The organism is Methylothermus subterraneus (assembly GCF_054656915.1).
Map to the genome: position 1 here is coordinate 1 of NZ_BAAHXK010000014.1, position 26,662 is coordinate 26,662.

Here is a 26,662-nt window from a genome sequence, read left to right on the forward strand (position 1 = left end):
GAGGCCCGGCTTCAAGCCGAACTCGATCGGCGCCAACAGATCAATGCCGCCATGTTGCGCATCCAACAGCGCGTGGAACGCAATTGGCTTAAGCCTCAGTCGTACCATGCCGGCCTATCTTGTATAATTCGAGTTCGGCTTGCTCCCGGCGGTAAAGTACTCGAGGCGACAGTGATTCGTTCGAGCGGCAACGCTGCTTTTGATCGCAGTGCGGAAGTGGCGGTGCACAAGGCATCGCCCCTGCCTATTCCAAGCGATCCGGAAGCATTTGCCGCCTTCCAAGAGTTCAACTTCTTGTTCAAACCCCAAGGTTGATGGAGAACATGCTTAAGTCTTTGCGCTCCGGCGCGTGTCTGATCTGGCTTCTTACAATCGGTTTCTGGAACTTAGCCCACGCGGTTTTGACGATCGAGATCACCAAAGGCATAGAAGGGGCGATTCCGATCGCGGTCGTGCCCTTTGGCTGGCAAGGATCTGGGCAATTGCCGGTGGAAATCGCGCAAGTGGTGCGCGAGGACCTAGCTCGCAGCGGCCGCTTCAAACCGCTGCCTCCCGACGACATGCTCACTCGACCGACATCCCCCGAGCAAATTCTATGGCCGTCTTGGAAGCTACTGGGCCAGGATTACCTGGTGATCGGCCAAGTCCAGCCCAACGGAGCCGACTCCTTCGCCATCGAGTTCCACCTCTTGGACGTATACACCGGCCAGGAACTAGTAAGTTATCGCTTTCCTGCGGCCAAAGATTTAAGGCGCGTGGCGCATAAGATCAGCGACATGATCTACGAGAAGATCATCGGCGAGCCGGGCATCTTCGCCAGCCGCATCGCCTATGTCACGGTGGTCCATCAAGGCCAGCGCAAGCTGTACAAGCTCCAGGTAGCCGACGCCGACGGCTATAACCCGCACACGATAGTCGTCTCGCCCGAGCCTTTGATGTCCCCCGCCTGGTCGCCGGACGGCAAGAAGCTGGCGTACGTGTCCTTCGAGGCCAGGCGCCCGGCCATTTACATCCAAACCTTAAGCACCGGCGCGCGCGACCAGGTCGCCCAGTTTCCTGGCATCAACGGCGCACCGTCTTGGTCCCCAGACGGGAGCAAGCTGGCGCTGACCTTGTCCAAAGACGGCAATCCCGAGATCTACGTGCTCGACTTGGCTTCACGCCAGCTTAGGCGCTTGACCGAAAGCGCCGCGATCGACACCGAACCGGCGTGGTCGCCGGACGGGCGATCCATCGCGTTTACTTCCGACCGCGGTGGCAGCCCGCAAGTGTATCTCATGCCAGCCTCAGGAGGCGCACCGCGGCGCCTGACTTTCCAAGGCAACTACAACGCCCGCCCGGTCTTCTCCAAAGACGGCAGCCGTTTGGCGTTCGTGCACGGCGGAAGCGGATACAAGATCGCGGTCTTAGACCTCAAAAGCAAGGCCATGAACGTCTTGACTTCAGGCCCCCTGGACGAATCCCCGAGTTTTGCGCCCAACGGCCGTATGCTCTTGTACGCCACCGGCGGCGAGGGGCGCAGGCAACTTGCCGTGGTCTCGATTGACGGGCAAGTGCAACAGCGCCTGCAAACGCAGGAAGGCGACGTCCAGGAGCCGGCGTGGTCCCCGTTCTGACAATCGATGCAAGAGGAGTAAGCGATGAAAAAACTGACGTGGTTTGTCTTGCTGTTGGCAATCGCGCTTTCCGCTTGTCGCAGCCCCGCGCCCAAGCAAGCGGCTGGCGCCGCCCCGGGAACAGCGGCGGCAGCCAAGGGCTTAGGCGAGGAGGAGACAGGCGGCGCCTTTGGGACGGAGGAAGAAGGCGCCTATGAACCGGGCGGCGCCGGCGGTTTGGGTGGCGGCGGCTACGCTGGACCCCAAGATGCAGGCCCCAGAGAAGGGCTTTTGGGTAAACGGGTGATCTATTTCGATTTCGACAGCGCCCAGATTCGCAGCGAATTCGTGCCGATCATCGAGGCCCACGCGCGCTATTTGGTCGCGCACCCTGAAGCCAAGGTCGTTCTCGAAGGGCACACCGACGAACGCGGTTCGCCCGAGTACAACATCGCCTTGGGCGAGGCGCGAGCCAAATCGGTGGCCAAGTTAATGGAACTCCAGGGAGCTTCGAGCAATCGGATCAACCTCCTCTCGTACGGCGAGGAAAAGCCGGTCGCGACGTGCCACGATGAGTCTTGCTGGAGCCAGAACCGGCGCGTCGAGATCGTCTACCGCGAGTATTGATGCGCATGCGCCGGCTGGGGTGGATTTTCGGGCTGGGGATGGCCTTTCTGGCCCAGGCGGGAGAAAAGGATTTGGAAGCGCGCGTGCAGATTTTGGAGCAGCGGCTTTCCAGCCGCGCGCTGGTGGAGCTGGTGCAGCAGCTGGATCAGCTCCAAGAAGAAATAAAGCTCATCCGCGGCCAGCTCGAAGAAATGCAGCAGGCAAGCGAAGACTGGGAACGCCGCTACGCGGATCTAGAGGCCCGCCTGCGCCGGCTGGAAGGCGCTCCTGCCCCAGCCACTCCTCAGGTCGGTTCGCAAACGCCACCAGAATCTGCGGCCCCAGGCCCGTCTGAGGCGCCGGCCGAGCAGCCCGCCCCGGCTTTGCCGGAAGACCCGCAGCAGGCCTACCAGAAAGCCTACGAGACTCTGCAGGCGGGTCTATACGACGAGGCGATCTTAGCGTTTTCCGCTTTCCTCAAAGCGCATCCCGACAGCGAACAAGCCGGCGATGCTTGGTATTGGCTGGGAGAGGCGTACTACGTCAAGCGCGATTTCGTCGGCGCGCGCCAGGCTTTTGAGCAAGTGATCGAGCGCTTCCCCGACCACGCCAAAGCTCCGGACGCGCTGCTCAAACTGGGTTATGTGGCGATCGACTTAGGGGATTGGCAGGCGGCGACCCATCACCTCAACGCCGTGATCGAACGCTTCCCCGGAACACGGGCCGCCGAGTTAGCGCGCGAACGCCTGGGCCGAATCCAATCCGAAACCGCTCGATAAGCTCTTGACTACCTTACGGGTTACGGAAATCTTTGCCTCCCTGCAAGGCGAGTCTCGCAGCCAGGGTTGGCCGACGGTGTTCGTACGCCTGACCGGCTGTCCCCTGCGCTGCGTGTGGTGCGACACGGCCTACGCTTTCCACGGCGGCAAGCGTATGTCTTTGGCCGAGATCCTCTTGCAAGTGGAGGCTTTTGGCCTGCGTCACGTCACCGTTACCGGCGGCGAGCCGTTGGCGCAACGGGGATGCCTGGAGTTGCTTGCGGCTCTAACCGACCGCGGCTTTGAAGTCTCGCTGGAAACCTCGGGAGCCTTAGATATTTCCGCCGTGGACGAGCGCGTGATCAAGGTGATGGATCTAAAACCCCCAGGTTCTGGCGAAGTCGGGCGCAACCGCCTGGAGAATTTAGCCTTCCTAAGCCCTAAGGACCAGGTAAAATTCGTGATCGCCGACCGCAACGATTACGAATGGTCCAAGGCCATGCTCAAAACCCACCGCTTGGCAGAGCGCTGCGAAGCTTTGTTCTCGCCGGCAGCCGGCAGATTGGAGCCGCGCGTGCTGGCGGAATGGATCTTGGAAGACCGCCTGCCGGTGCGCTTTCAGGTGCAGCTGCATAAAATTTTGTGGGGAGAGGAACCGGGACGTTGAGATGAACGCATCGCCCAAACCCGCCGTCGTTTTGCTCTCGGGCGGAATCGATTCGTTTACGACCTTCCTCATCGCCAAAGCGCAAGGGTTTCTCTGCCACGCCTTGAGCTTCGATTACGGCCAAAGGCAGCGCGCCGAACTCAAGGCGGCGGCGGCCATCGCCAAACAGTACGGCGCGGTCGCGCACAAAATCATCCGGATTGGCCTGGAGGCCATCGGCGGTTCGGCGCTGACCGACCCGGCCATCGCCGTGCCCGAGGCGCCGACCGAAGGGATCCCCGTCACCTACGTGCCGGCGCGCAACACCGTGTTTTTGGCCCTGGCTTTGGGTTATGCGGAGGCGCTCGGGGCCTTTGACATTTTCCTCGGGGTGAACGCGATCGACTACTCCGGCTACCCCGACTGCCGCCCTGAGTACATTCAAGCGTTTGAGCATCTAGCCAACCTAGCGACCAAAGCCGGGGTCGAAGGCGGACGGTTTCGGATCCACGCCCCGCTCATCCATCTGCGCAAATCCGAGATCATCCAGACCGGTTTAAAGCTCGGCGCGGATTATTCGCTGGCCGTCTCCTGCTACGCCGCAGACGATCAAGGCCGCGCCTGCAGCCGGTGCGATGCCTGCCGCTTCCGGATCCAGGGCTTTGCCGAAGCCGGAGTTTCCGATCCGACGCGCTATAGAGCTTAGCGCCGCCACTCGGCAATAAGCTTTAGGCACTCCTTGCGCACCGGGCACGGCTTGCGGCACAGAAACCGGACGTCGGTGCGGAAACAAACCGGTTTTTTGTCTTCGACCACAGGAGCTGGTTTAAAGGCCAAGGTAGGCTTCATGGACAAATCCTGGGAAAGGGAGTTGCTTTTTTACTTGCAATAGATGTACCAATTTTTGGCCTTGGGGATTTCGGCGTCCCTGCCGAGGATACGTTTCCTGAAAGCGCGTACGCCGGCCTGATTTAGTGCGGCATTTGCCTTAAGTTAAGGCAAATGCCTCAATGTTTAGAACGCCAGCCTCACCCCGCCGAACCCGGCGATGCGGCTTGTCGCAAAACCCAACGCCTCCTGATAGCGCTTGTCGAACAGGTTGTCCAGCCGCCCGAAGACCTCAAGGTATTGGTTTACGCGGTAGCTCGCCGCCAGGTTGACCAGGGCGTAACTGGCCAGGCGCACGCGCCGGGCCGGAAAGGCGTTGAAATCAAGATCGTCGCGCGTCCCCACCGCCAGCACGTTGAGGTGCAGGTGGGCGTTCTCCCAGAGTTTGAGATCGGCGTCGAAACTGCCCTTGTGGGAGGGGCGGCGCAGCAAGCGCTTGCGGTTCGGATCGTCGGTGCGGGTGTAGGTGTACGTGCCGCGCAAAGTGAGAAAATCCAAAGGCCGAACCTCGCCGTAGACTTCGACCCCCTCGCTTTCGGCAAAGCTACGGTTGACATAACCTTGGCCGAAGACAAAATCGATCAGATTGCGAAAATCGTTGCGGAAGTAGGTCGCCCCAAAGAGCGCGCGTTCGCCAAACAAAGTTTGGTCGATTCCCACCTCCCACCCGCGGCTGGTCTCCGGTTTTAAGGCCGGATTGCCGACCGGTCCGAAACCGGTATCGGGCGCAAATAGTTGAAACAGCGTCGGGGCTTTGAATCCCTTGCCGTAACTTGCGCGCAGCTTGGTGCCGGTCTCCGGCAAAAGCACCGCTTGCGTCAGGCGCCAGGTGACCTTGTCGCCGAAGTTTGCCGGATCGTCCTGGCGGAGGCCGGCGGAAGTGATGAAGCGCTCCAGCCACTTGAGGCGGTTTTCCAAGTAATACTGACGGGTGCTCATCCCACGCCGGGCGAGTTGGTCCGAGCGCAGGATTTCGAGCTCGTCGGCAAAGCCTACGAGCAAATCGTCTTCGGGCAGAGGATGGAAGGTGTTTTGGAAGTCCAGGCGCAGCTTTTCGCCTTGGAAGCGGGTGAAGCTGGAAAAGGGGTTGGCAGGATCTTCGGGGTTCCTGAAATTGCGGTCGATGAACGTGTGGGCAAGCTGCAGCTTCGGCTCCCACAGGCCATCGAACAGCGTGAGCCTGCCGCTTAGGCTGGAGAACACTTGGTCAGTGAAAGCGCGCGCGTTGGGGTCGTCGCACCGCGCCCCGCCGCAGTTGTCGACATCGGCCTCGGCGCGGCTGTAGCGGGTGGTGCCGTCCAGGGTCAAGCGTTCGCTTGGCGCAAAGCTAATCTTAGCCGAGACGGTGGTGTTGCGGTAGCCGTCGTCCTCGCGGTTGCCGGCAAAGTGGCGGTCGGCGGCGGAAAAACCGTGGGATTTGAGCTGCGAGGCCGTCAGGCTATAGCCAAAGGCGTCCAGCCGGCCAGAACTTTCGCCCAGCACGCGGTAGGTGCCAAAACTCCCGCCCTCGGCGCGCAAGGACGCTTTAGGTTTACCTTGACCCTGTTTGGTGAAGATCTGGATCACCCCGCCGATCGCGTCGGCCCCATACAGGCTACTTTGCGGCCCGCGCAAGATTTCGATGCGCTCGATGGCGTCCACCGTCAGATGGGCAAAATCAAACAGCCCGCCGGGATTGGCCGGGTCGTTGGCCTCGACCCCGTCGATGAGCACCAAAACGTGGTTGGAGTTGGCCCCGCGCAAAAACACCGAGGTCTGCTGGCCCAAGGGGCCGAGCCGCACCACGTCCAGCCCCGGCACCACGCGCAGGGCGTCGGCGACGGTATAAATCTGCCTGGCTTTTAGGTCTTCGGCGCTCAGGACGGTCAGACTGCTGCCAAGCTCGCGCCAGGGGGTCTTAAGGCGCGTGGCGGTCACGGTCAGGGTATCCAAAGTCGTCGCAGGGACGGAATCGGCCCACGCGGGGGCGACAAAGCCCACCCCCGCCAGAAGTAAGGCAAAGCGATGCATGGTTTCCTCCTTGCTGCGCCCGCCGCACAGCTTGAAGTTAAGGACACGGCAGAATCTGTCACCTACCGCCGGGCCGGTCTCCGGGCTCGTGAGCGGGAAATTCCCCAAAAGGCCGCCTTCCCAGGCGCAAAGCCCAGTGGCGTCTTGGCCTTGGTTAACTCACCTACCGTTGCGGGGGCAGCGCAGGCTTTAGACCTGACTTCCCGTTTCACCCTGTAAGGGCACCCGGCGGCGGAGATATTGTAAGCGCGGCGCGTTTAGACTCAAGCGGCGCCAAGCCCAGGAGGCGACCAAGATCAAGGCGGTATAGACCAAGGGAGCGAGAAGATACGGGCCAAGGTAAGGGAGGATCGAAAGCGCATAGGTTCTAAACCCGGTCGTGGCGAAATACCCCGAGAAGGCATAGAAGCTCAAGTTAGAAATCAAAAAAGCGAGCAAGGTCGAACCGGCGAGGATCCCAAAGATCGCGCCTGCACCACCTAACTTGCGGCCCAAACGCCCGCCGAGCCACAGCGTAGCGTAGGTGGGAACCAGAAACAAATACGCCGGCGTCACGCACCAGCCGCTCACCCCCCCGTAGCGGATGGCCAGCCAGTCGATCAGCCCGGCAGCCGCCACCAGAGCAACAAAGCCCCACCGCGGGGAACCCGCCAATCCCGCCAAGAAAAAAGCCGCCAGCGAGGCGTCCGGCAGGGTTTGCACGCTCCCGAAGTGATGAAAACGAGTGGCGGCCATCAGCGCCAAAGGCCCCCAGAAAGACCCAGTCCAAACTTCGACCAAGCGGGTCCGTTGCACGGCCAATCTCCGACTACAATTAAAAGTAAGCTTCATCATAATCGATTCGCCTGGGCAAGCAAGATGTTTAAAATCGGATGGATTGTCACTTTGGCTTTGGTCTGGCTGGCCTCCGCTTTAGCCGAGACCGCTATTCTCCCGGTCCGCCACCGCCTGCCCGGCGAACTGGTCCAAGCCCTTGCGCCCACCTTGGCAAAAACCGAGCGTTTGGTCGCCGTGCCCGAAGGCCTCTTCGTTCAGGCCAGCCCGGCGCGGATCGAGGAACTCAAAGGGCTGATCGCCGCTTTGGACCGCCCCCCAAAGCGCCTGACCGTCACCGTGCTGCAGACCGACCGCTTCAGCCTGGAAGAACTCAACGCCCAGGCGGGCATCGAGGCCGACCAAAACGCGCGCGCCCAAGCCAGGGTATACGAGACGCGCTCGCAAGGCAGCCTAGGCGCTAAGCAGCGCCTCGAGACCACAGAAGGCCAGCCGGCGTTCATCGCCGTCGGCCAAGAATTTGCAGTTCCCGTCATCCATTTATTCGGACCGCAGGCGGTCGGCGGCATCGAGTATCTTCCGGCCACCACCGGTTTTCAGGTGATACCTAAGTTGATCGGCTGCCGGGTGCGGCTTGAGATCTCCCCTTGGGCAAGGCGCCCTGGAGGCTTGGGCGGCGAGCTTGCGGTGCACGCGGCCAAGACCGTTCTCGAGGCCCCGCTCGGCCGCTGGGTGGAATTGGGCGCATCGGGGCTGGACGAAGACTTAAGCTCCACCGAAATTCCCGCCCACCGCTACCAGACCCAAGCGCGCTCTTTGCGCCTGTTCGTCAAAGTCGACGCTCCCGGAGGATGCCAATGAACTCCACCCTCAACCCCATCGGCAAGCTTTTAATCGAGCAAGGCGCGATCGCGCCGGAGCAGTTGCGCTACGCCTTGAAAGTGCAAGCCAAGCTGGAGGGATCTTATTCCCTGGTGCAAGTGCTCAAAGAGCTCGGCTACTTAAGCGAAGACCAGCTGCGCCAAGCGCTGCGTCAAGCGCCAAGCGCCCTCCCGCTAGGCGAGCTGTTAGTGGAGCTGGGGCTGATCCGGCCGCGCGAGCTGGAGGCCGCGCTCCAGCTCCAACAAGAGCCGGAAAACGCCGGCAAGCGCCTCGGGGAAATCCTGGTCGAAAAGCATTTCTTGCCTGAAGCCAAGCTCGTCGAGGTGCTCGCCGACCAACTCGGATTTCAGGTCGAAGAGCTCGAATTCACCGCGCTCGACCGCGGCCTGCTGGTCAAGATCACCCCCGAATGGTGCCAGCAACACCGGGCCGTTCCCGTCAGGACGCAAGACGGCCGGGTTGTCGTAGCGTTCCAAGACCCCTTAAACGCCAAGGCGCGGGACGAGGCCGAACGCGTCTTCGGCGCGGTGATTCCGGCGATCGCCACCCGCCGCGCCCTGGAGGCGGCGATCGCCGCCTTTGCCGCCAGCCGCAGGTTGCAAAAGCAACCCAGCGTCGAAGACGAGGCCACCGCGGTGCGCCTGGTCAACGAGCTGATCCTGAAAGCGCTCGAAGCGGGCGTCTCCGACATCCACATCGAACCCATGCGCAGCCAGCTGCGGGTGCGCTGGCGCCAGGACGGGGTGCTGATCGTGCACAAGGAACTGCCGCTCGAGCTGTTGGCGCCGCTCTCGGCGCGTCTGAAAGTGCTGTGCCGCGCCGACATCACCGAGCGCCGAAGGCACCAAGGGGGCGGGTTCGTGTTCGAAGACCCCAAAACCGGAGCAAGCTGCGACGTGCGGGTTTTGTTCTTCGTCACCGTGTTCGGCGAGAAGATCGTGCTTAGGCTGCTGGCGCGCAAGGCCGAGCTTTTGGACATCCGCGAGCTGGGCATGGCGCCCAAGATTTTGGCGCGCTTTCAGGAGGAAGCCCTGGACATTCCCAGCGGGGTGATCCTGATCACCGGTCCCACCGGTTCGGGCAAGACCACGACCTTGTACGCCTGCGTGCAGTACTTGAACGACCCGGAGCACAGCATCATCACGGCTGAAGACCCGGTCGAATACGTCATCGACGGCATCGGCCAGTGCTCGATCAACCCCAAGATCAACCTGACTTTCGAGGAAACCTTAAAGCACATGGTGCGCCAAGACCCGGACGTGATCGTGCTGGGCGAGGTGCGCGACCGGTTCTCGGCCGAGACCGCCATTCAAGCCGCGCTCACCGGCCACAAGGTGCTCACCACCTTTCACACCGAAGACTCGATCGGAGGCTTGCTGCGCCTGATGAACATGGAGATCGAGACCTTCTTGATCTCCTCGACCGTGGTCTCGGTGCTCGCGCAACGATTGCTCAGGCGCGTCTGCCCAAGCTGCGCCGAGCCCTATAAACCTACGCCGCACGAGCTTGGGCGCATGGGGCTCAAAGGAAGCGATACGGCGGGCGCCGAGTTCCGCCAGGGCAAAGGCTGCAGCCGGTGCCACTACAGCGGCTACCTCGGGCGGATCGGGGTGCACGAGCTGTTGGTGCTCAACGAGCCGGTCAAAGAAGCCATCCTGGCCAAGAAGACTTCCTCGGAAATCCGCAGGATCAGCGTCGAGACCTCCGGGCTGATCACCCTGCTCGAGGACGGCATCGCCAAGGCAGCGCAAGGCTTGACCACCCCGCACGAAATCTTAAGGTGTCTGCCGCGCCTGGGCAAACCCAGGCCGGTCAAAGAAATCCTGCGTTTGGTGGGAACTTTGGGAGAGAAGTGAAATGGAAGAAAAACCCCTAACCGAGCTTCTGGAGGAGCAGTTTGCCGCCTTGAGCAGCAGACTGCCGGTGTTCCATCCGGTGGCGTTGGAGCTGGAACGCCTCAAGAACGACGGGCGCGTCAGCATGGAGCAAATCGTCGCGGCGATCGAAAAGGATCCCACCTTAGCGGCCCAAGTCCTGCGCTTGGCCAACTCGGCCCTGTACCGGGGACTGGCCAAGGCCGACACCTTGAGCCGCGCGGTGCTGCGCTTGGGGATGAAGCGGGTAGTGAGCTTGGCGTTTGCGGCCTCCCAAAGCCTGGCGTATCGCGGTGAACGGCCGCCGTATCGGGAAATGCTCAGGCAGCTTTGGACGCGCACTTATCTTAGCGCCTGCGGCGCGCGCTTTCTGGCCGAGCGCCTCGGCCAAGGCGAGCGCGCCGAGGAAGCGTTTTTGGCCGGCCTGTTCCACGATCTAGGCGAGCTGTTCGTGCTGCGCGCGTTGGAGTGCCTGAGCGCAAAGACCGGAGAATTGACCCCAGCGCTGATCGAGGAAGCGGTGACGGCTTTGCACCCGCAGTTTGGCGCCAAGCTCATCCTCCAGTGGAACCTGCCGGAAGAATACGCGCGCATCGCCCGCGATCATCATCTGGAAGAACTGGCCGAAAGCGACTGGCTCATGGCCTGCGTGCGCCTCATGGACCTTGCCTGCTTAAAGCTCGGAGTCGGACCGGAGACAAAGGGCGAGGTTTCCCTGGCCGCCACTTCGGAGGCCGAAGCCTTAGGGCTCAAACCGATCACCCTGGCGCAGCTTGAGGTGTTCCTGGAAGAGCTTGCCGCAGACGCTCGCGGTTTAGCGCCAGCCACTGCAGGCCAAGAATCGGGATCCCCGAATTGATCCGGCCGCTTTCCACCATCGCAAAGGCTTCCTCGAAGCCAAATACGTGCACCCGAATGTCCTCGCCCTCGGCGTCTAGGCCGTGAATGCCTCCGGCTTGGGCGGCGTCCACCCGGGCATAGAACAAGCTGATCTTCTCCGAAGAGCCGCCGGGGCTGGTGTAGAACTCGGTAATCAACCTAAGCTCGATAGGACTGAGGCCGGCCTCCTCGAGCAGTTCGCGGCGGGCGACTTCTTCGGCGGTTTCGCCTTCCTCGATCGCGCCGGCGACGATCTCCAGCATCCATTTGGGATCGGCCTGCGGCAAGGCGCCGACCCGAAACTGCTCGATCAGCACCACTCGATCGGCGATGGGATCGTAGGCGACCACCGCCACGCAGTTGCCGCGGCAGAACAACTCGCGCGTGAGCACCTTGCTCCAGCCGCCGCGGAACAGGGTGTGGCGCAGCTTGAACCGGATAAGCCGGAAGAACCCCTGGTAGGCGACTTCTTCCGCTAGGATTTGGTAAAGATAGTCTTGGTTTGGCATCGCGTTCCTCGTGCGGGTTCAGACCGGACCGGGCAGGACGACTTCCCAACAGGCGCCGCCTAAAGGGCCATCAATATAGCGCAGCGTGCCGCGGTGGAGGCGGATGAGCTCGGCGACCACCGCCAGGCCGATGCCATGGCCCGGAATGGCCTCATCAGCGCGGATGCCGCGCTTTACCACTTCGCCGCGTAGATTTTCTGGAATCCCAGGACCGTCGTCTGCCACCGTCAGGCGCAAGCCGCGGCCCTTAGAGGTTTGGACGACCGCAACCGCCACTTGGCCGCGGCACCATTTGTAGGCATTATCCAGCAAATTGCCGAGCAGTTCATACAGATCGCCCTCTTCCAGAAAGCACTTGGCGGCTTTATCGCCTTTTAGAACGCAGCGCGCCTTTTTGTCGGCGTAGACTTTGTCCAGACTGGCGCAGATCCGCTCCAGCACCGGCCAGACCGGGATCGGCGTCAAGCGGCCGCCGCCGCGCACCGCTGCCCGCTGCAGCTGATAATCGACCAGCATCTGCATACGGTCGAGCTGCTCGCTCAAAATCGCCTGAACCTGCGGCGGCAACGGCTGATTCTGGCACAAACCCCGAAGCACCGCCAGCGGCGTCTTTAAACTGTGGGCCAGATCCGCCAGGCGCGCGCGGTAGCGTTCGAGATGGGCACGTTCGTTGCGAAGCAGAGCGTTGAGGTTGCTCACCAGGCTCGAAAGTTCTTTGGGATAAGGGCCTTCCAGATAGGTTTTGCGCCCCGTTTCGATCGCCTCCAGATCGGCGGCGACGGCGCGCAAGGGGCGCAGGCTCCAGCGCAGGACGCCGGCCTGAAGCGCGAGCAAGAGCAGGCCGCACCCCCCCAGCCAGCGCCATAAAGTCAGGCGGAAGCGGTCGACCTCGCGGGTGAGCGCGCCGGCGTCGGCGGCGACCGCCAATACCAAGGGAAAACGCCGGCGCCGGACAGTCTCCCAGGTGACGCCGTAATACAACACCCACAAGCCGGGCTCGCCGCGCTCGCGGACGAACAGGATTTTTCCCGGCCCCACGCGCTGGGGGGCCAGGTCGATCGCCAACGCCGAAGGGGAGCGCCAGAGAAGCTGGTCGCGCATGAAGATGAAACCATACAACCCCGACCCCGGGCTGGCGAAGCGGGTCTCCGGTAGGGTAAGGGAAAGCTTGAGCCGGCCCTTGCGGTCCAGATCGAGGGCGGCAAGCAAAGCGTAGACGTGAACTTTGAGCTGTTCCTGCATGGCTTTGCGGGCGGCCTCGCCGAAAGCGCGCTCGAGCGCGATGCCGGTCAGCCCCAAGAAAGCGATGAGCACGAATCCGGCGGCCAGCAGCAGGCGAAGTTGCAGGGAACCGCGGATCATGAGGGGGCAAGCGCCCAGCGGTAGCCGCGCCCACGCAAGGTCTCGATGGGTTTCAACGTCCCTTCCGGGTCGAGCTTCTTGCGCAGGCGGCCGACGAACACCTCCAGCACGTTGCTGTCGCGTTCAAAATCCTCGGCGTAAAGGTGTTCGGTCAGTTCGGTTTTAGAGATCACTTTACCGGGATGAAGCATCAAGTATTCCAAGACCTTGTACTCGTAGGCGGTCAGCTCCACTGGATTGCCCTCAAGACGCACTGTTTGCGCGACCGTATCCAATTCTATCGGCCCGTGGCGGATGATGGGGTGGGCTTGACCGGCGGCGCGCCGGATCAGGGCGTTGATTCGGGCCCATAGTTCCTCGTAATGGAAGGGTTTGACCAGATAATCGTCGGCCCCTGCCTCCAGCCCCTCGACCTTCTCCTGCCAGCGCCCGCGCGCGGTCAAAATCAGGATCGGGAAAGCTCGATTCTTAGCGCGCCACGTCCGGATCAAGTCCAGGCCGGAGCCGTCCGGCAGACCCAGATCGACCACGGCCACGTCGATCGGCCATTCCTCGCCTAGATACCGCCCTTCGCCGGCGGTCAACGCAATATCCACGGCAAAGCCCTTGCGCGCAAAGAAGCGCTGGAGCTGCTCGGCCAAGGGGCGCTCGTCCTCGACGATCAAGATCCGCATAGTTCATCCTCGCGATTTCCTACCCACCCTACTAGAATCGAGCGCTTGGACAATAACCCAACTTCTGCGCTTTACGCTATGCTGTAGGATAGTTCATAGCGATAAGGGGTGAATATGTTGGAATCAAACGGCGAGCGGCGCCAGTTTATGCGGATTAAGACCGGGTGTAAAATGACATATCGCTTCCCTCAGTCCGCCGAGGTCTTTGAGGCCACGTGCCAAAACTTAAGCGGCGGCGGGATCTCGTTTGTTTCTCCCCGTCCCATCGAGATCGGCAAAGCCTTAGAGATCAAAATCGCGCCGGCCAATCCGATCACTCCCCCCTTGGAAGCGTTCGTGGAAGTGCTTCGGGTGGAGGAACGCGACGGGGAATACGAAGTCGCGGCAGCGATCAAAGGCATCAAGAGCGAGGGCTAGTAAAAAAATCATGGGCAGGTATTTTGTCACCAAGGAGGTCCGGTTCTGCTACGGCCACCGCTTGCTGAATCATCCAGGCCGGTGCCGGCATCTCCACGGCCACAGCGTCAAGGCCGCGGTGACCGCATCCGCCGATCGCTTGGACGAACGCGGGATGGTGTGCGATTTTGGCGAACTCAAACAGGCGGTGGCCGAGTTCGTAAAGGAGAAGCTCGACCACACCCTGCTCTTGCACGAGGCCGACCCCTTGGTGCCTTTGCTGCGCGCAGCCGGCGAACGCTTCCTCGCGCTGCCTGAGCACCCTACCGCCGAAGTTCTGGCACGGCTGATCTTCGAGCACGTTCGGGCCAAAGGCTACCCGGTGGTCGAAGTGGCGCTATGGGAAACCGACGATTCTTACGCCTGTTATCGCGAGCCATTTTTACGCCATGCCTCGCCTGAAGCCCGCCAATAAATTCCGCAGCCTGCAGGAAATCTGCGAGTCGAACTACCGCAAGCTGCTGCGCCTGATTCCCCACCTGCCGCGCCTGTCGCAGAGGGCGGTGGCGCAGTTAGGAAACAAACCAACGCTGCACCTCGAACTGAAGGATAGAGGAAGGTACACTATGACCTTAGAGCTCAGCTACTGCCTGCGGCACGGCTCCCAGCCGGTGTTCGAACCGGCGCTGAAGTTTCGGGTGTATCTGGACGCGCGGATGGTGGAGGCTTTGGGCGATTGCGAACGGGCGATCCAACCGACGCCGGCCGGCCCGGAAGCTCTGGAGCGCAAATGGCTGCTTAATTATTTCTTAGCTAAATGGTTGGATCACTGTTTGTATCACGGCTATCGGTTCGCGGCGGTGGACGATCCGGCGTATGCCGATGTCTAGCGGGGGCAAGATGCAGCGTCGCCAATTCGTCAAACGGCTCGGGTTGAGCGCGCTGGCCGGCGCCGCCTTGGCGGCGCCGGCGGTGGTTGGGGCAGACCGGCCACTGCGCTGGAAGCTGGTGACCGCCTGGCCGAGGAATTTTCCGGGACTTGGCACCGGCGCCAACCGTCTGGCGCAGCTGATCACCGAGATGAGCGGCGGCCGGATTCGGGTTAGGGTGTTCGGCGCAGGGGAACTGGTGCCGGCGTTCGAGGTGTTCGATGCGGTCTCCCGCGGCACCGCGGAGATGGGACACGCCGGCGCTTATTACTGGAAAGGCAAGGGCGAGGCGTTTCAGTTTTTCTCGGCGGTGCCGTTTGGTTTGACGGCCGAAGAGGTCAACGCCTGGCTGTATTATGGCGGTGGGATGGCGCTTTGGCGCGAGCTTTACGCCCGCTTCGACCTGATACCGGCGGCGGCTGGCAACACCGGAACCCAGATGGCCGGCTGGTTCAACCGCGAGATCCGCTCCCTGGAAGACTTAAAAGGCCTCAAGATGCGCATCCCAGGCCTGGGCGGAGAGGTGCTCAAGCGCGCCGGCGGCACCCCGGTCAACATCCCCGGGGGCGAGCTGTTCACCGCTTTGCAGTCGGGAACCATAGACGCCACCGAGTGGGTGGGGCCTTACATTGACCTCGCCTTTGGCCTGCACAAGGCGGCCAAATATTATTACTATCCGGGGTGGCAGGAGCCGGGGTCGGTGATCGAGTGCTTTATCAATCGCCCGGCGTTCGAGCGCCTGCCCAAAGACCTGCAGCAGGTGGTGCTCGCCGCGTGCCAGGCCGCCAATTTAGACATGCAGGCCGAATTGACCGCGCGCAACCAACAGGCGCTGGAGACCTTGGTGAACCAGCATAAGGTGCAGCTCAAAGCGCTGCCGGACGAAGTGCTCAAGAAGCTCAAGGCGCTTTCCGAGGAGGTGGTCGCCGAGATCGCCGCCCAAGATCCTTTGGCGGGCAAGGTGTACGAGTCCTTCCGCCGCTTCCGCAGCCAGGTTTCGGCCTGGTCGGCGATCTCGACCCAGGCGTTCCTGCGCGCGCGCAGCTTGTAGCTCAAGCGCTCTGTTTAAGAAAGGTCAAGGCTTTTTCTAAAGCGGCCTTTTTGGCTTTGAGCTGTTCGCGGAAGTCTTGCGAATCGGTATCGGCGATCTCGTAGCGCAGATCCGAGAGGTAGCTTTCTAAGGTCTCGATGAGGTAGGCTTTCTCGGCCTCGTTTAGATCGAGCTGAATCATAGCGGTATTTCCTGTTCGATTGGAGTCGACACGTCTTTTTACCGCCCCAGAACTGGAATCGTCAACCGCAGCGAATGGGCATGAGAGAGAAACTAAGCGCGATCGTCGTGGAAACCGGCCCCGATCCTACGGCCTGTATCGTCTGGTTGCACGGCCTAGGAGCGGACGGCCACGATTTTGAACCCCTCGCTCGCGAACTCAAGCTGCCGGGCGCGATCCGCTATGTTTTCCCCCACGCGCCGATGCGGCCGGTCACCATCAACGGCGGGATGCGGATGCGGGCCTGGTACGACATCGTCTCCCCCGACCTTAGGCGCCACGTGGACGCCGCGGGTATCCGCCACTCGCAAGAGCTGATTCAAGCTGTGATCGAGGACCAGATTGCCGCCGGCATCGACCCCGGGAGGATCGTTTTGGGCGGCTTCTCCCAAGGTGGTGTGATGGCGCTGGAAGCCGGAGCCAGGCAAGAGCCGCCCTTGGCCGGCGTCGTCGCTTTGTCGGCTTATCTTGCGCTGCCCGAGGAGTTTCCGCAGGCTTCCCCGCACGCGCCGCCGATCTTGATGGCGCACGGCGACCAGGATCCGATCGTGCCGCTGGCTTTGGCCGAACAGAGCCGTCTGATTTTGGAGCATAAGGGGTATCGGGTGAGTTGGCGGGTTTTCCCCATGCCCCACTCGGTCTGCGCCGAAGAAATCGCTTGGCTTAACCGGTGGCTTGAGGCGCGTCTTTATTGATTCAAGCGCTGTTCGACCTTGCGCTTGTAGGCGAGTAGACAAGCGGTGTGGAGCAGGTCGGGGTGGGTCAGGCCAAGGACGCGGGCAGGCACGTTAAGATCGCTCACATAGCAAGGGTATTGCTCGCCGCTTTGGCGCAGCTTACGGATATAGCGCGCGGCCTCGGCGAAAACGCGCTCGCCCAGCTCTAGGGAGGAGAATACCCGCTCGTTGCACACCAAGGTAAACCTAGGCGGGCCGCCGGCGAGTTCCTCGGCGTACACCCGCACCTGAATGGCAGGCTCTTGGGGTTGAGGGGGATGCGCTGCTTTCATCTGCCAACTCTTAGGCTTGGCCTCGAGCCACGCATATTCGACGGCGCCGCCGGCCGGGTAGCGCCGCGCCAGCGCTTCGAGCAGTACGGCGTAGCGCTGCAGCACGATCTGCGGAGGAGCGCCGGGGCAGTTTTGCCGGTACAGCGCACCGCGCTCGTCGAGCACGAACACTTCCGTCCCGTTGGCGTAAGGCCTTAAAAACAACTGCACTTTGCCGGGACGGTTGTGGCGATACAGAAAAGGCAGCGGAGAATCTTGCATGGCCTGCGGGTCGAAAACCACCGGGGTAAAGTCCGCGCGCGCTGATCCCAAACTCTCTTCCAACGCCGCCTCGTCTTCGCACGGCCACCAGATTAGGCGCCCCTCGCGCAGGCAAAACACGTACAGACAAACCCCGCCGCGCAGGACAAACCAGCTCGCCGGATTCGCGCGCAAGACCTGACTTAAGTTTTGGTACAGATCGAGCACGCGCAAGGCCAAGGCCGGAGAAGAAAAACAGTGCGCTGCAAGCGCCATCTCTGCGCCGCCTTGTTCGTACAGGCGGCATAGGCAATCGAGCAGTCCTTCCAGCCCGTGGTAGCGATCGACCTGGATTTCCTCCCAAGAGTTGATGCTTAAGAGCTCCACATGCTGCACCAAGGCGCGGCGTTCGGCGCCGTAGCTTAAAGGGTCAAAGCGCTCGCTGGCGATGGAAAATCCGCCGCGCTGCGGGCGGGTGGGCGCGGCGAGGTTCAGAAACAGAGCGGCCGCTTGCAGGCGAGGCGGCTGACGATAAGCCGAAAGCGGCGCTTTTGACCGCTTCTCCAGCAAGCGGCGCACGTTCTGGTTGAGAAACCGCAACTCGGAAGTCGTCAGCGGCAGCGAGCCAGGATGCAGGGTCCACTGGGTTCCTGGGCGGTCGATCCCGTTCACCTGCGCCCAGGCGATCACTTGAACAAGGTGACTGGCCTGATACAGCGGGCGGCCGGCGTCCGCGTCGTCGCCGCGCTCGAGCCGCCAATACCAGCGGCCATCTAAAGCGCGCTCTCGGCGCACGCTCAAGGCAAGTTCAGGAAGACCGCCCTCCGGCACCAACCGCACGACGTCCACCTTGTTCGGACGCCGCTCTAGAGTCGCTTGCAGTTTGCGCCCGAGCAACAGCAGATCCTCGCCGGCAGGTTCGGCAAGGCCGTGTTGGAAGACGAAACGGCGCAGGCGCTGATAGTCTTGTTCGAGCGCTTTGACCAGAATCTGCCACTCTTCATCGGCTTGTTCGATCCGCTCAAGGCGGGCACCGGCCGAGCTGGCGAAGTTTTCCAACCCCAAGGCGGATAAAAGCGCTTTCCACTTGGAGCGGTGCTCGGGATGGTTCAGCGCCGGCGCGATCTTGTTGCCAAAACTGCGCCGCAGCAGCGGCAAAAGCTCGCCGCGCCCTCGCGCTAAGGCGCTTTGTTCGATGCGGCGGTACAGGCAAAGATAAGGGTCGAGCCGTTCGGCTTCCAACCGCCCGGCATACACTTCCGCCTTGATCCAGGCAGCAAGCCAATTCGGCTGTGGGTAAGCGGCGGCGTAATCGAGCAAGAGTTCGAGTTTAAGCAGTTCCTTATAGGGCGAGCTCAGCGCCTTGTACAAATGCCACAGGCCGGCGCTGACAAATTCTTCAGCCGGCACCCGCTCTAGCCCTCCCAGATCGATAACCGAGTCAGGATCGACAAACCGCCGCGCGAGCAGGTAATCGGCGTATCCGCGGTAGCGGTTTTCCTGTTCCGGCGGCACCAACCACCACAGCAGCTTGCCGCCGGCCAGATGCACCGCAGTGCGGTAGAACTCTTCCAAAAGCAGGCCGTGTTGGGTAGTGCCTGAGCTTTCCGCAGATAAAGGCTCCAACCGCCCTTGGCGGAAACCTTCAGGATCGACGAGAAAAAAATGCACCTTAAGCCCCTCCGTGCCCGCCCAGCTTGCGATGTCCTCGCACTTGGCGCGCAACTCCGCGCGCTCCTCTTCCTTGAGATCAGAGCGGTGGCAGACCCAGACGTCCAAATCGCTATGGTATGAGTAGGCGATGCTGCCGGCGCTGCCCATCAGAAACAAGCCGCGGATGGGAGGCGCCAGAACGGCTTTGCGCCGGTAGGCGAATCCTGGAGCCAGGCGCTGGGCCGCTTTGTGAGCGGTGCGGCTTACGGAGTAGGCGTTTATCCCCGCCGGGGCTTGGCCGCTACGGTAACCGGGCAGAGCCGGATGGTTGCAGTGCAACAGCAGCGGCAAAATTTCCAGGCAATCGCGTTGCCGCGGCGTCAGCCAAGCGCTTAAGTGGAGCAAGCGCTGCCGGTGAAGCTGAAGAAAGCGGCAGACCAATGCGCGAAGGTCCTTGCGGCTGATTTCCCCGCCGGGAGCGGCCAAGTGAATGGGAGGGTGAGATTGAGGCGCCAAGGGTCAGGACAATAAGGCGCTCAAGTCTAAGTCCTGATCTTCTTGCGCGCGCTTTAAGAGTTTACCCGGATCGTCGCCTTTTTCCCAGGCGGCAACGCCGCACCGGACTTTCTCGCCGTCCTGAAGCTGGAAAGCGGCGCGATCGCTCAACAGCTTGACCGCCAGTTGCTTGGCGTCGTCCAGCGAGGTCTCCGGCAGCACCAGCAAAAAGGTATTTGGCTCGAGCACGCCGATTTCGTCCGCCCAGCGCAGCTTGTCCTTGAGCGCCCGACCAAACGCCCGCAGCCGTTCCTGCCGGTACTCGGGCGCACCCTCGGCCTCTAGGGTTAACCGGATAACGGCGAGGGGATTGGCATAGCGGCGGCTGCGGCTGATCTGCCGATCCAACTCTTTGCGGATCGCCCGCTGATTCAGCAGGCCGGTGACCGGATCGGCGGTTTCCAAGCTCGCAAGGCGAGCGCGCAGCTCCGCGACGGTTTGCCTTAGCTCGATTGCCTCGGTGAGGTCTTGAAAATAGAGGACCTCGCCTGCGGCGAGAGCCACAAGGTGGCGCTGCAGCCAGCGCGGGCCGGCAGCCGTGGAGACTTCCACCAGCGTCCCTTGCCAGGCGGCCAACGGGGAGTCTAGCAGCGGCCGGCCGATCAGTTCGGCCTTGGTTTGACCCACGAGTTCCGCAAGCGCCTCGTTGAGCCAGGCAATGCGCCCTCTCTTGAGGACCAACACCCCGATGGGGGCCTTCTCCAACGCGACGACCAGATCATCCAAAGTAGCGGACATCGCTTCCTCTCCCACCTGACTGGATACTCACAGTATGGCACAATCGGCCAAGCTGAGATCAAAGGCTTAACCGGCGGCGGGCCTCCAGGATAGCTTGCCGGACCTGAGCGGGAGCGGTGCCACCGTAGTGGGCGCGGGAAGCTACCGACCCTTCCAAGGTCAAGACATCATAAACGTCCGCGTCGATTTTGTCCGACAAGCGCTGCAACTGCTCCAGGCTCAGCCCGGCCAGATCGCCGCCTTGCGCAAGCGCCAGGCGGACGGCGCGGCCGGTGATCTCGTGCGCGTCGCGGAACGGAACGCCCTTGCGGACCAGATAATCGGCCAGATCTGTGGCGGTGGCAAACCCACGCTCGGCGGCCCGGCGCATGTTCTCGCGTTTAGGCTGAAGATTAGGCACCAGATCGGCGAAGGCGCGCAGGCAGCTCAACACCGTATCTACAGCGTCGAACAGAGGTTCTTTGTCTTCCTGGTTGTCCTTGTTGTAAGCCAAGGGCTGGGCCTTCATCAGCGTCAAAAGCGCCATCAGATGGCCGTTGACGCGGCCGGTCTTGCCGCGGATGAGTTCCGGCACGTCCGGGTTTTTCTTCTGCGGCATGATCGAACTGCCGGTGCAGAAAGCGTCCGGCAGTTCGACGAAATCGAACAAAGGCGAAGTCCACAGCACCAGCTCCTCAGCCATACGCGACAGGTGGGTCATTAGTAGGGCGGCGCAGGCTAGAAACTCAATGGCAAAATCGCGGTCAGAGACGGCGTCTAAGGAGTTTGCGGCCGGCCGTTCAAACCCCAACAGCGCGGCGGTGTAAAACCGATCGATGGGAAAGGAAGTCCCGGCCAGGGCAGCGGCCCCTAAGGGCATCACGTTGACCCGCCGCCGGCAGTCGGCCAAGCGCTCGGCGTCGCGGCTTAGCATCTCAAACCAAGCCAACAAATGATGGCCGAAAGTGATCGGCTGGGCGACTTGGAGGTGGGTAAATCCAGGCAGGATGGTTTCCGCCTCGCGCTCGGCCACGTCCAAAATCGCGGTCAAAAGGCGCTTGAGTTCGGCGCCGATCCGGTCGATCTGATCGCGTAGCCACAGCCTCAGGTCGGTCGCCACCTGATCGTTACGCGAGCGGGCGGTGTGGAGTTTTTTACCGGCCTCGCCGATGAGCTCGGTAAGGCGCGCCTCGATGTTCATGTGCACGTCTTCCAGCGCCACCGACCAGGAAAACTCCCCACGTTCGATTTCGGAGGCGATCTGCTCCAGACCTTGGACGATCGCCTGGCACTCGGCTTGGGTCAACACGCCGACCTTGCAAAGCATCTTGGCGTGGGCAACCGAACCTTGAATGTCGTAGAGTGCAAGGCGCTTATCGAAGCCAACCGAGGCGGTAAACTCCTCGACGAAGCGATCGGTGGGCTGGGCGAACCGCCCGCCCCAGGGTTTGTCGGTGTCTGCCATGGCGATAGGCGAAAGCTTCAGAGGCAGCCATTATAACCAGCCGTCTGGACGTAGGGAACCTAGAGGCCGCTCACGGCCAGCTGCGCGCGAAATCAAATTCGATCAGGCAGTTGGACATTGGTCGCTGCCGGCATCGTGCTGTTTGATCAGGCGTCCCTGGTGGAGCTTGAAAATTTTGGCGACTGTGAGCTCGGGATAGATGAGCACGTAATATTTCACCGTTCCGTCAGACTTACTCGAACCTGCTCAGACATGTCCGAAGCTGACTTCCTGCTTCATCGAAGCTGGTTTCACTCCGATCGCAAGATCAAGGTTCGCGCATGCGCACCCAGCCGAGCTTGGGGATGCGAATGCGCGAGCCTTCGACGCGGAACTGTTCATTAGTAAGCGTAAAGCGGTCGTGCTTGCCCTTTTTGCGCAACTTCGGATAACGTGTGCGACCAACAATGCGTCGCCCAGCGGAAGAATCGCCTGTTGCGGAGTGCATTTAGTGACTTCCAGCATCCAGGGAAATCGCTCGCGCTTGATCGCGTTGAGTTACCGACATAGCGCCGCTTCGGTAGGTTTGGGTAAAGCTGGGTTGGCTTTCCATGCCTCATACTGCCTGCCCCATTCGACCCGCGTCCAGTTGTAGGCAAAGCGCGCCACGCCGCACGCTTTTTCGAGAATAGGTTGCTTGTACGTTATTGGGCGCAAGCGCAATCTTGTGAGCAAGGATCATGTTTGCGCCTACTCAACCGCCTTCCTTACGCCCTCGATGAGCTTTTAGTTCTTGCAGGATCGGCTGCCGTAGAGCCTGGCGCTAAATACCGTGATGATCTCCAGCACGTCCTTGGCCAAATCTTCCTCAAAACTCGTCTCTTCGCCTTGATTCAGAATAACCACCTTGACGTTTTTTGCCTCGCAAAGGGCAAACACCAGTTCCGCGCCAAACCGTAACAGCCGATCCTTGTGGGTGATAACTAGCCGCCCAACATCCCCGTCAAGAATGGCATTGAGTAGCCGTCTAAGTCCTTTCTCGAAAGTCCTGCGAAACCTGAGAACGAATTTGCTCCTGCGATGACTGAAGGATGAATTGTTTGCGGAGGAGAAAGAAAGGGAAAGCAAGCGCACTCGACAGATTGGTTTTGGCGACGACCTGTTGGCAGGGCGGGTGTTGAGCGAGCATTGGCTGCTCAAGATCGAGCGGCTGATCGACGGGTCTGCCTTCGAGTGGCCGCTGGGCAGTCTCTATAGCCATACCGGCCGTCCCTCGCACCCGCCGCTGGTCATGTTCAAGATGCTGCTGCTTGAACAGTGGTTTAATCTGTCGGATGCCGAAGTCGAAGCCCAGACGCGCGTGCGCATCGACTTTCTGTGTTTTCTTGGTCTGACGCTCACCGATCCGGTGCCTGACGAAACGGCGCGGGTGCGCTTTCGGCAGCGCCTGATAAGGCTATGAACCGGCGCTGGAGTGTGGTGCGCTCGGCGGTCGAATGGATCTTTGCCGACGGGAAGTGCCGGCGCTCGATGGCTCGCTGCCGTGATGTCGGCCTGGCAAAGACTCAATTGCACTTCTCGCTGCTGGTCATGGCCCACAACATGCAACGCCTGGCGGTACTGTGGGGATAGGTGCGCCCAAACATCGGCAAACGGGCAGGACATGCCCCAATCAAGGACCTTTCCGCCTTCGATTCGACCCCACTGCCCCGAATTCAGACTGTCTCGTACGTCCGTCATGTCAAATCGCTTAAATCAACACCGTTTCGCAGGGGTTTCAAATTCATTTTCTAGAAACGCGCGCGCGAGAGAGAGAGACCGAGCCCAACCCCCACCCCCTCGTTTCAACCCGAAGCGCTAAGGCCTTCCCTGGCCTGGAAGGGCTACAAACCACCCTCCAGCGCTCTGGAAGAAATTGCGCTTGCGCCGGAGACCTCCTTGTCTCCGTGCTCAGCGCTCTGAACTAAAAGCTCTTAAACAAAACGCTAAGCAGAAATCGCCTTGAAAGCCTCTCAGAAGCCCTCAGAGACGCGAAACGGCCCTTCCCCCTACCCCACTACTTTTTCTTACCCTACCCAAAAAATCGTCTCTACTGGCTTCTAAATGGCTCAGAAGACCACTCGACCATGTCGAACGCCTTTTCGCCAAAAGCCTACACCCGCCTTTGGGCGAACTGGAGGCCAATGCCCAGAGACCCAAGCCGAAGGCTGGGTAGGTTTCGATCCTTTCCAGGGAGGAGTGGGCGATGCCGTCTTGAGGCGCTCGGTCTTAAACCGGAGGTTAGGGTCGATTCGACGGCGCCGATGAGGGGTTCAAGGGCTTCCGCCGCAAACGATGTAACGTAACCCCGCTGCCGGCGCTGCCGGACGATGGCGTGCAGGCGCTTGTCGATTTCCCCTCGGACGCGGGAATTTCCCGCTTCTCCCCACCCCGCCGGCTGTCCAGGCTCCCCCAGGCGCGGATCAGCACCCGATCCCCAAACAGGTCCCGGCCAACCCAAACCAGATACCAACGCCGCTTTTCCGGGTGGATCCAGCGCCAAAGGATCGGTTCAGTCCAGTTCCCCATCGAACACCGGCCCCTCGTGGGCGTCGATCCGAAAACGGCGCTTTACCCCCTCCCGAGGCATCCGCAGGCGTTCTTCGGCGGGGTCGGGGTAAATCGGCGTCCTTTTTTCTCCTCCGGCCGGGCCAAGGATTGCCTGTTGGCTGCCGGCCAGCGTTTGACTCAAGACCGCGTTCTCGCGCTCCAAAAGGCGCAACTGTCCCCCGCCTGGGCCTGTTCCTGGCGCAAGCGGGCGTTCTCGTCTGGGTGGTGCTGCAAGGCGATCGTGTGTTCCAACAGCGCGCGGCGCAGTTCCTCGCGCTGGCCCTCCTGCCGGGCCAGGCGAAAGCGCTCGGCTAGGGCCTTGAGCACCTCGCCGATCAGGCGGCGGTTGTTCACCCCAGGCGCGTGACGACCAAATCGATGGTGGGAAAGCGGGCCTTGTTTAGGAAAATCGCATCGCAGACTGCCAACGCGCGCTCGCGGGTGCGCGTGGGCGGGGTTTTATTCCCGTCCAAGGGTACTACAAATTTTTCGAGGTTATGAGATTTCTGCGATTGCCCTGACAGTGGGGGGCTGTAAAAAAAATCATGACCTTCAGAGAAAAGACAGAGAAAAGAAAATGGAAAAAGAGAAAAAACTGGGCCTTGCTCTCTCTGGCGGCGGCTTCCGGGCCGCCCTTTTCCATCTTGGCGTCTTGGCGGCGCTGGCCGAAAGGAGATTGCTTTCGCGGATCGAAGTAATCTCGACCGTCTCCGGCGGTTCGATCGTCGGCGCCTGCTACTACTTAAAGCTCAAGAAGCTCCTTGAGGGAAACCACCCGAAGTTTCCCGAGCCGACTCATGAGGCCTATGTCGGCATCGTCCAAGAACTTACCAATGAGTTCCTCGAGGCGGTCCAGAAAAACCCTCGCCTCCGGCTCTTTGGCTCCCTCTTTTCCAACTTCAAGATGGGCCTGGAAGAATACACCCGCACCCACCGGCTTGCCGAGCTCCTAGACGAGCACTTCTTCTACCCCATCGCCTGCCAGAAGGGCATCTTACTTAAAGATATCCACATTTTTCCTCCCGATCTTCCCAAGACCTTCGACGTCCGCCAGGAAAACCTAAGGCGAAAATTCAAGATCCCGATCCTGATCATCAACGCCGCCTGTCTCAACACCGGCCACCCCTGGCACTTCACCGGCGCCTGGGTCGGGGAGACACCGCCGAAGCGGGAGTGCATGAAGGAAATCGACACCAACGTCCGCCTGCCGCGCCTCAAATTCGATGGAAGCTGCCACAAAGAGGACGACTGCCAACGTCCTCCCTGGCCCAAGGACGTGGGCTCAGTCCGAGAAGTGCTCAACCGGCTCAAGCTTTCCGAGGCGGTCGCCGCCTCGGCCGCTGTCCCCGCGATCTTTTCCCCCTTGACCCTCCGGGGGCTCTACCAAAATCGGAGAGGGGAAGAGATCGTGGTCGAGCTCGCCGATGGCGGGGTCTTCGACAACCAGGGGGTAGGGGCCCTTTGCCGGGAGAAGTGCACCCATTTGATCGTGAGCGACGGTTCTGGCCAGCTCGAAGACCAACCCCTCCTCAGCCGGCGGGCCTTTGAGGTAGCCTCAAGGGCCAACGATGTGATGATGGACAAGATCCGGGAGGAGATCTACTGCCGGGTCCGGCAAGAATTCCAGTGCCAGAGGCTCTTCTTTTTCCACCTCCGCCAAGAGGTTACATCGACCCAAAGCCTTCCCAAAATCCCTGGCCCGGTCGACCGTCCCGGAGGCATGGTCTATCGCCTCTCTTGCCTTCGGACCGATCTCGACAGCTTCTCCGAGGCCGAGGCCTTTTCTTTGATGTATCAGGGCTACACCCTGGCTTTGAGCCAACTTCTGGAAGAAGCGTGGGAGAACTACTCGCCCAAGGAGGAGTGGAACTTCCTGGCGATCCGGGATGTGCTCGAGAAGAGACCCTGCTGGCTCATGAGGCGGCTCGAGGTGGGGCGCTACCAGTTCTTCAAGCCCTTCCGCCTCCTCGCCGAGGAGCACCCCTGGCTCAAGTGGGCAGGTGCCGCCGCTCTGTTCTTCTCTCCGTTCTTCTTTGTCGCTCTCCTCTGGTGGCTCCGGGGCCTTTTCCTCAAGGTCCCAGCCTGGCTCTTGCTCCTGACTCTGCTCTTCCTCCTGCTCTTCTTCCTGCCCCTCGACCTTTGGTTTCGCAAATACAAACCCTTGCGCTTCCTGGGCGCCCTCTTTCTTGGGCCTCTGGCGCTTATTTTCCTCACGCTGGTCGGAATTTGTCTCTGGCTCTGGCGCCAGACCGCCGACCGGCTCTTTCTCTATCTCGCAAGAGTGAAAGGCTAGCGGAAGGTTGAGCCAGCCGTCCTGTGTCCGTTAAGATCGTTAGCGTACTATCAGCGCCGGTTGCGTGGTCGCCGGCGCTCGCGCACAAAGGTGTCAGTTTTTTTTACAA

Annotated in this window: 29 protein-coding genes, 1 pseudogene and 1 riboswitch; of the genes and pseudogenes, 17 read left to right on the forward strand and 13 right to left on the reverse strand. The window is 61.2% G+C overall.

The window, feature by feature from the left end; all coding sequences use genetic code 11:
• The 6 genes from tolA to queC all read left to right on the forward strand — a co-directional run.
• A partial coding sequence (gene tolA, locus ACYQ3M_RS10560) for a cell envelope integrity protein TolA (RefSeq protein ID WP_460036049.1) occupies positions 1 to 315 on the forward strand: 315 nt, incomplete at its 5' end.
• A gap of 8 nt (positions 316 to 323) precedes the next feature.
• A complete protein-coding gene (gene tolB / locus ACYQ3M_RS10565; RefSeq protein WP_460036050.1) occupies positions 324 to 1,616 on the forward strand; it encodes a Tol-Pal system beta propeller repeat protein TolB in 1,293 nt (430 codons plus the stop codon).
• A gap of 24 nt (positions 1,617 to 1,640) precedes the next feature.
• Complete coding sequence (gene pal, locus ACYQ3M_RS10570; RefSeq protein WP_460036051.1) at positions 1,641 to 2,222, forward strand: peptidoglycan-associated lipoprotein Pal; 582 nt, start codon at positions 1,641 to 1,643, stop codon at positions 2,220 to 2,222.
• Positions 2,222 to 2,980, forward strand: a complete 759-nt coding sequence (ybgF, locus tag ACYQ3M_RS10575; protein ID WP_460036052.1) for a tol-pal system protein YbgF — start codon at positions 2,222 to 2,224, stop codon at positions 2,978 to 2,980. Before pal ends, ybgF begins: the two co-directional genes overlap by 1 nt.
• A 4-nt stretch (positions 2,981 to 2,984) precedes the next feature.
• Complete coding sequence (gene queE, locus ACYQ3M_RS10580) at positions 2,985 to 3,626, forward strand: 7-carboxy-7-deazaguanine synthase QueE (protein ID WP_460036053.1); 642 nt, start codon at positions 2,985 to 2,987, stop codon at positions 3,624 to 3,626.
• A gap of 1 nt (position 3,627) precedes the next feature.
• A complete protein-coding gene (queC, locus tag ACYQ3M_RS10585) occupies positions 3,628 to 4,311 on the forward strand; it encodes a 7-cyano-7-deazaguanine synthase QueC (protein WP_460036054.1) in 684 nt (227 codons plus the stop codon).
• On the opposite strand, the gene ACYQ3M_RS10590 is transcribed toward queC, so the two are convergent.
• Positions 4,308 to 4,454, reverse strand: a complete 147-nt coding sequence (locus tag ACYQ3M_RS10590) for a hypothetical protein (protein ID WP_460036055.1) — start codon at positions 4,452 to 4,454, stop codon at positions 4,308 to 4,310. The genes queC and ACYQ3M_RS10590 overlap by 4 nt on opposite strands.
• A gap of 165 nt (positions 4,455 to 4,619) precedes the next feature.
• On the reverse strand, positions 4,620 to 6,503 hold the full coding sequence (locus tag ACYQ3M_RS10595; RefSeq protein WP_460036056.1) for a TonB-dependent receptor plug domain-containing protein: 1,884 nt from the start codon (positions 6,501 to 6,503) through the stop codon (positions 4,620 to 4,622).
• 54 nt (positions 6,504 to 6,557) lie between these two features.
• A riboswitch (cobalamin riboswitch) is annotated at positions 6,558 to 6,747 on the reverse strand.
• A gap of 614 nt (positions 6,748 to 7,361) precedes the next feature.
• Here ACYQ3M_RS10595 and ACYQ3M_RS10600 point away from each other — a divergent pair.
• From ACYQ3M_RS10600 to ACYQ3M_RS10610, 3 genes are read left to right on the forward strand one after another with little or no spacing between them, the layout of a single operon-like run.
• Positions 7,362 to 8,138, forward strand: coding sequence for a hypothetical protein (locus ACYQ3M_RS10600; protein ID WP_460036057.1), 777 nt, complete (start codon positions 7,362 to 7,364; stop codon positions 8,136 to 8,138).
• Positions 8,135 to 10,015, forward strand: coding sequence for a GspE/PulE family protein (locus ACYQ3M_RS10605; RefSeq protein WP_460036058.1), 1,881 nt, complete (start codon positions 8,135 to 8,137; stop codon positions 10,013 to 10,015). Before ACYQ3M_RS10600 ends, ACYQ3M_RS10605 begins: the two co-directional genes overlap by 4 nt.
• Position 10,016: 1 nt before the next feature.
• Positions 10,017 to 10,892 carry an HDOD domain-containing protein gene (locus ACYQ3M_RS10610; RefSeq protein WP_460036059.1) on the forward strand — a complete coding sequence of 292 codons (876 nt, stop codon included), beginning with the start codon at positions 10,017 to 10,019 and terminating at the stop codon, positions 10,890 to 10,892.
• On the opposite strand, the gene ACYQ3M_RS10615 is transcribed toward ACYQ3M_RS10610, so the two are convergent.
• The 3 genes from ACYQ3M_RS10615 to ACYQ3M_RS10625 are packed head-to-tail and all read right to left on the reverse strand — an operon-like array spanning position 10,792 to position 13,457.
• A complete protein-coding gene (locus ACYQ3M_RS10615; protein ID WP_460036060.1) occupies positions 10,792 to 11,421 on the reverse strand; it encodes an NUDIX domain-containing protein in 630 nt (209 codons plus the stop codon). The two genes, ACYQ3M_RS10610 and ACYQ3M_RS10615, sit on opposite strands and share 101 nt — an antisense overlap.
• A gap of 18 nt (positions 11,422 to 11,439) precedes the next feature.
• On the reverse strand, positions 11,440 to 12,783 hold the full coding sequence (locus ACYQ3M_RS10620; RefSeq protein ID WP_460036061.1) for an ATP-binding protein: 1,344 nt from the start codon (positions 12,781 to 12,783) through the stop codon (positions 11,440 to 11,442).
• Entirely contained in the window at positions 12,780 to 13,457 is a 678-nt protein-coding gene (locus ACYQ3M_RS10625) for a response regulator transcription factor (protein WP_460036062.1), read from the reverse strand. Before ACYQ3M_RS10625 ends, ACYQ3M_RS10620 begins: the two co-directional genes overlap by 4 nt.
• Before the next feature lie 114 nt (positions 13,458 to 13,571).
• Between ACYQ3M_RS10625 and ACYQ3M_RS10630 the strand changes: the two genes are divergently transcribed.
• From ACYQ3M_RS10630 to ACYQ3M_RS10645, 4 genes are read left to right on the forward strand one after another with little or no spacing between them, the layout of a single operon-like run.
• Positions 13,572 to 13,874, forward strand: a complete 303-nt coding sequence (locus ACYQ3M_RS10630) for a PilZ domain-containing protein (RefSeq protein WP_460036063.1) — start codon at positions 13,572 to 13,574, stop codon at positions 13,872 to 13,874.
• 10 nt (positions 13,875 to 13,884) lie between these two features.
• Complete coding sequence (locus ACYQ3M_RS10635; protein ID WP_460036064.1) at positions 13,885 to 14,328, forward strand: 6-pyruvoyl trahydropterin synthase family protein; 444 nt, start codon at positions 13,885 to 13,887, stop codon at positions 14,326 to 14,328.
• On the forward strand, positions 14,303 to 14,743 hold the full coding sequence (locus ACYQ3M_RS10640) for a DUF1249 domain-containing protein (protein WP_460036065.1): 441 nt from the start codon (positions 14,303 to 14,305) through the stop codon (positions 14,741 to 14,743). Before ACYQ3M_RS10635 ends, ACYQ3M_RS10640 begins: the two co-directional genes overlap by 26 nt.
• Complete coding sequence (locus ACYQ3M_RS10645; protein WP_460036066.1) at positions 14,730 to 15,833, forward strand: TRAP transporter substrate-binding protein; 1,104 nt, start codon at positions 14,730 to 14,732, stop codon at positions 15,831 to 15,833. Before ACYQ3M_RS10640 ends, ACYQ3M_RS10645 begins: the two co-directional genes overlap by 14 nt.
• A 1-nt stretch (position 15,834) precedes the next feature.
• Here the strand turns inward: ACYQ3M_RS10645 and ACYQ3M_RS10650 are convergent, their stop codons facing one another.
• Positions 15,835 to 16,014: a hypothetical protein gene (locus ACYQ3M_RS10650; RefSeq protein WP_460036067.1), complete on the reverse strand. Its 180-nt coding sequence runs from the start codon at positions 16,012 to 16,014 to the stop codon at positions 15,835 to 15,837.
• Between the two features lie 80 nt (positions 16,015 to 16,094).
• Here ACYQ3M_RS10650 and ACYQ3M_RS10655 point away from each other — a divergent pair, with 80 nt between their 5' ends.
• Positions 16,095 to 16,748 (forward strand): alpha/beta hydrolase, encoded by a 654-nt coding sequence (locus tag ACYQ3M_RS10655; protein ID WP_460036068.1) that lies wholly within the window; start codon positions 16,095 to 16,097, stop codon positions 16,746 to 16,748.
• Here ACYQ3M_RS10655 and ACYQ3M_RS10660 read toward each other — a convergent pair.
• From ACYQ3M_RS10660 to ACYQ3M_RS10675, 4 genes and pseudogenes are all read right to left on the reverse strand, one after another.
• Complete coding sequence (locus ACYQ3M_RS10660; RefSeq protein ID WP_460036069.1) at positions 16,742 to 19,471, reverse strand: class I adenylate cyclase domain-containing protein; 2,730 nt, start codon at positions 19,469 to 19,471, stop codon at positions 16,742 to 16,744. The genes ACYQ3M_RS10655 and ACYQ3M_RS10660 overlap by 7 nt on opposite strands.
• A gap of 3 nt (positions 19,472 to 19,474) precedes the next feature.
• Entirely contained in the window at positions 19,475 to 20,248 is a 774-nt protein-coding gene (locus tag ACYQ3M_RS10665; protein ID WP_460036070.1) for a GGDEF domain-containing protein, read from the reverse strand.
• Between the two features lie 58 nt (positions 20,249 to 20,306).
• Positions 20,307 to 21,692 (reverse strand): argininosuccinate lyase, encoded by a 1,386-nt coding sequence (gene argH, locus ACYQ3M_RS10670; RefSeq protein ID WP_460036071.1) that lies wholly within the window; start codon positions 21,690 to 21,692, stop codon positions 20,307 to 20,309.
• 765 nt (positions 21,693 to 22,457) lie between these two features.
• Positions 22,458 to 22,715: pseudogene (locus tag ACYQ3M_RS10675) on the reverse strand (recombinase family protein); the annotation flags it as partial.
• Positions 22,716 to 22,767: 52 nt separating this feature from the next.
• Here ACYQ3M_RS10675 and ACYQ3M_RS10680 point away from each other — a divergent pair.
• Positions 22,768 to 23,133, forward strand: a complete 366-nt coding sequence (locus ACYQ3M_RS10680) for a transposase (RefSeq protein WP_460036072.1) — start codon at positions 22,768 to 22,770, stop codon at positions 23,131 to 23,133.
• Complete coding sequence (locus ACYQ3M_RS10685; protein WP_460036073.1) at positions 23,130 to 23,303, forward strand: transposase; 174 nt, start codon at positions 23,130 to 23,132, stop codon at positions 23,301 to 23,303. The genes ACYQ3M_RS10680 and ACYQ3M_RS10685 overlap by 4 nt, the downstream gene beginning before the upstream one ends.
• Before the next feature lie 919 nt (positions 23,304 to 24,222).
• Here ACYQ3M_RS10685 and ACYQ3M_RS10690 read toward each other — a convergent pair.
• From ACYQ3M_RS10690 to ACYQ3M_RS10700, 3 genes are read right to left on the reverse strand one after another with little or no spacing between them, the layout of a single operon-like run.
• Positions 24,223 to 24,402: a hypothetical protein gene (locus ACYQ3M_RS10690; RefSeq protein ID WP_460036074.1), complete on the reverse strand. Its 180-nt coding sequence runs from the start codon at positions 24,400 to 24,402 to the stop codon at positions 24,223 to 24,225.
• A complete protein-coding gene (locus tag ACYQ3M_RS10695; RefSeq protein ID WP_460036075.1) occupies positions 24,399 to 24,614 on the reverse strand; it encodes a hypothetical protein in 216 nt (71 codons plus the stop codon). The genes ACYQ3M_RS10690 and ACYQ3M_RS10695 overlap by 4 nt, the downstream gene beginning before the upstream one ends.
• Positions 24,611 to 24,733 (reverse strand): C2 domain-containing protein, encoded by a 123-nt coding sequence (locus ACYQ3M_RS10700; RefSeq protein ID WP_460036076.1) that lies wholly within the window; start codon positions 24,731 to 24,733, stop codon positions 24,611 to 24,613. Before ACYQ3M_RS10700 ends, ACYQ3M_RS10695 begins: the two co-directional genes overlap by 4 nt.
• Positions 24,734 to 24,837: 104 nt before the next feature.
• Between ACYQ3M_RS10700 and ACYQ3M_RS10705 the strand changes: the two genes are divergently transcribed.
• Positions 24,838 to 26,553 (forward strand): patatin-like phospholipase family protein, encoded by a 1,716-nt coding sequence (locus ACYQ3M_RS10705; RefSeq protein WP_460036077.1) that lies wholly within the window; start codon positions 24,838 to 24,840, stop codon positions 26,551 to 26,553.
• Positions 26,554 to 26,662: the final 109 nt, after the last annotated feature.

Coding starts and splice junctions, on each gene's coding strand:
- pal (WP_460036051.1), top strand. CDS start 1,641: ATGAAAAAACTGACGTGGTTTGTCTTGCTGTTGGCAATCGCGCTTTCC.
- ACYQ3M_RS10605 (WP_460036058.1), top strand. CDS start 8,135: ATGAACTCCACCCTCAACCCCATCGGCAAGCTTTTAATCGAGCAAGGC.
- argH (WP_460036071.1), bottom strand. CDS start 21,692: ATGGCAGACACCGACAAACCCTGGGGCGGGCGGTTCGCCCAGCCCACC.
- ACYQ3M_RS10635 (WP_460036064.1), top strand. CDS start 13,885: ATGGGCAGGTATTTTGTCACCAAGGAGGTCCGGTTCTGCTACGGCCAC.
- ACYQ3M_RS10650 (WP_460036067.1), bottom strand. CDS start 16,014: ATGATTCAGCTCGATCTAAACGAGGCCGAGAAAGCCTACCTCATCGAG.
- tolB (WP_460036050.1), top strand. CDS start 324: ATGCTTAAGTCTTTGCGCTCCGGCGCGTGTCTGATCTGGCTTCTTACA.
- ACYQ3M_RS10600 (WP_460036057.1), top strand. CDS start 7,362: ATGTTTAAAATCGGATGGATTGTCACTTTGGCTTTGGTCTGGCTGGCC.
- ACYQ3M_RS10625 (WP_460036062.1), bottom strand. CDS start 13,457: ATGCGGATCTTGATCGTCGAGGACGAGCGCCCCTTGGCCGAGCAGCTC.
- ACYQ3M_RS10595 (WP_460036056.1), bottom strand. CDS start 6,503: ATGCATCGCTTTGCCTTACTTCTGGCGGGGGTGGGCTTTGTCGCCCCC.
- ACYQ3M_RS10620 (WP_460036061.1), bottom strand. CDS start 12,783: ATGATCCGCGGTTCCCTGCAACTTCGCCTGCTGCTGGCCGCCGGATTC.
- ACYQ3M_RS10705 (WP_460036077.1), top strand. CDS start 24,838: ATGGAAAAAGAGAAAAAACTGGGCCTTGCTCTCTCTGGCGGCGGCTTC.
- ACYQ3M_RS10685 (WP_460036073.1), top strand. CDS start 23,130: ATGAACCGGCGCTGGAGTGTGGTGCGCTCGGCGGTCGAATGGATCTTT.
- ACYQ3M_RS10610 (WP_460036059.1), top strand. CDS start 10,017: ATGGAAGAAAAACCCCTAACCGAGCTTCTGGAGGAGCAGTTTGCCGCC.
- ybgF (WP_460036052.1), top strand. CDS start 2,222: ATGCGCATGCGCCGGCTGGGGTGGATTTTCGGGCTGGGGATGGCCTTT.
- queC (WP_460036054.1), top strand. CDS start 3,628: ATGAACGCATCGCCCAAACCCGCCGTCGTTTTGCTCTCGGGCGGAATC.
- ACYQ3M_RS10615 (WP_460036060.1), bottom strand. CDS start 11,421: ATGCCAAACCAAGACTATCTTTACCAAATCCTAGCGGAAGAAGTCGCC.
- ACYQ3M_RS10655 (WP_460036068.1), top strand. CDS start 16,095: ATGAGAGAGAAACTAAGCGCGATCGTCGTGGAAACCGGCCCCGATCCT.
- ACYQ3M_RS10590 (WP_460036055.1), bottom strand. CDS start 4,454: ATGAAGCCTACCTTGGCCTTTAAACCAGCTCCTGTGGTCGAAGACAAA.
- ACYQ3M_RS10630 (WP_460036063.1), top strand. CDS start 13,572: ATGTTGGAATCAAACGGCGAGCGGCGCCAGTTTATGCGGATTAAGACC.
- ACYQ3M_RS10640 (WP_460036065.1), top strand. CDS start 14,303: ATGCCTCGCCTGAAGCCCGCCAATAAATTCCGCAGCCTGCAGGAAATC.
- ACYQ3M_RS10665 (WP_460036070.1), bottom strand. CDS start 20,248: ATGTCCGCTACTTTGGATGATCTGGTCGTCGCGTTGGAGAAGGCCCCC.
- ACYQ3M_RS10645 (WP_460036066.1), top strand. CDS start 14,730: ATGCCGATGTCTAGCGGGGGCAAGATGCAGCGTCGCCAATTCGTCAAA.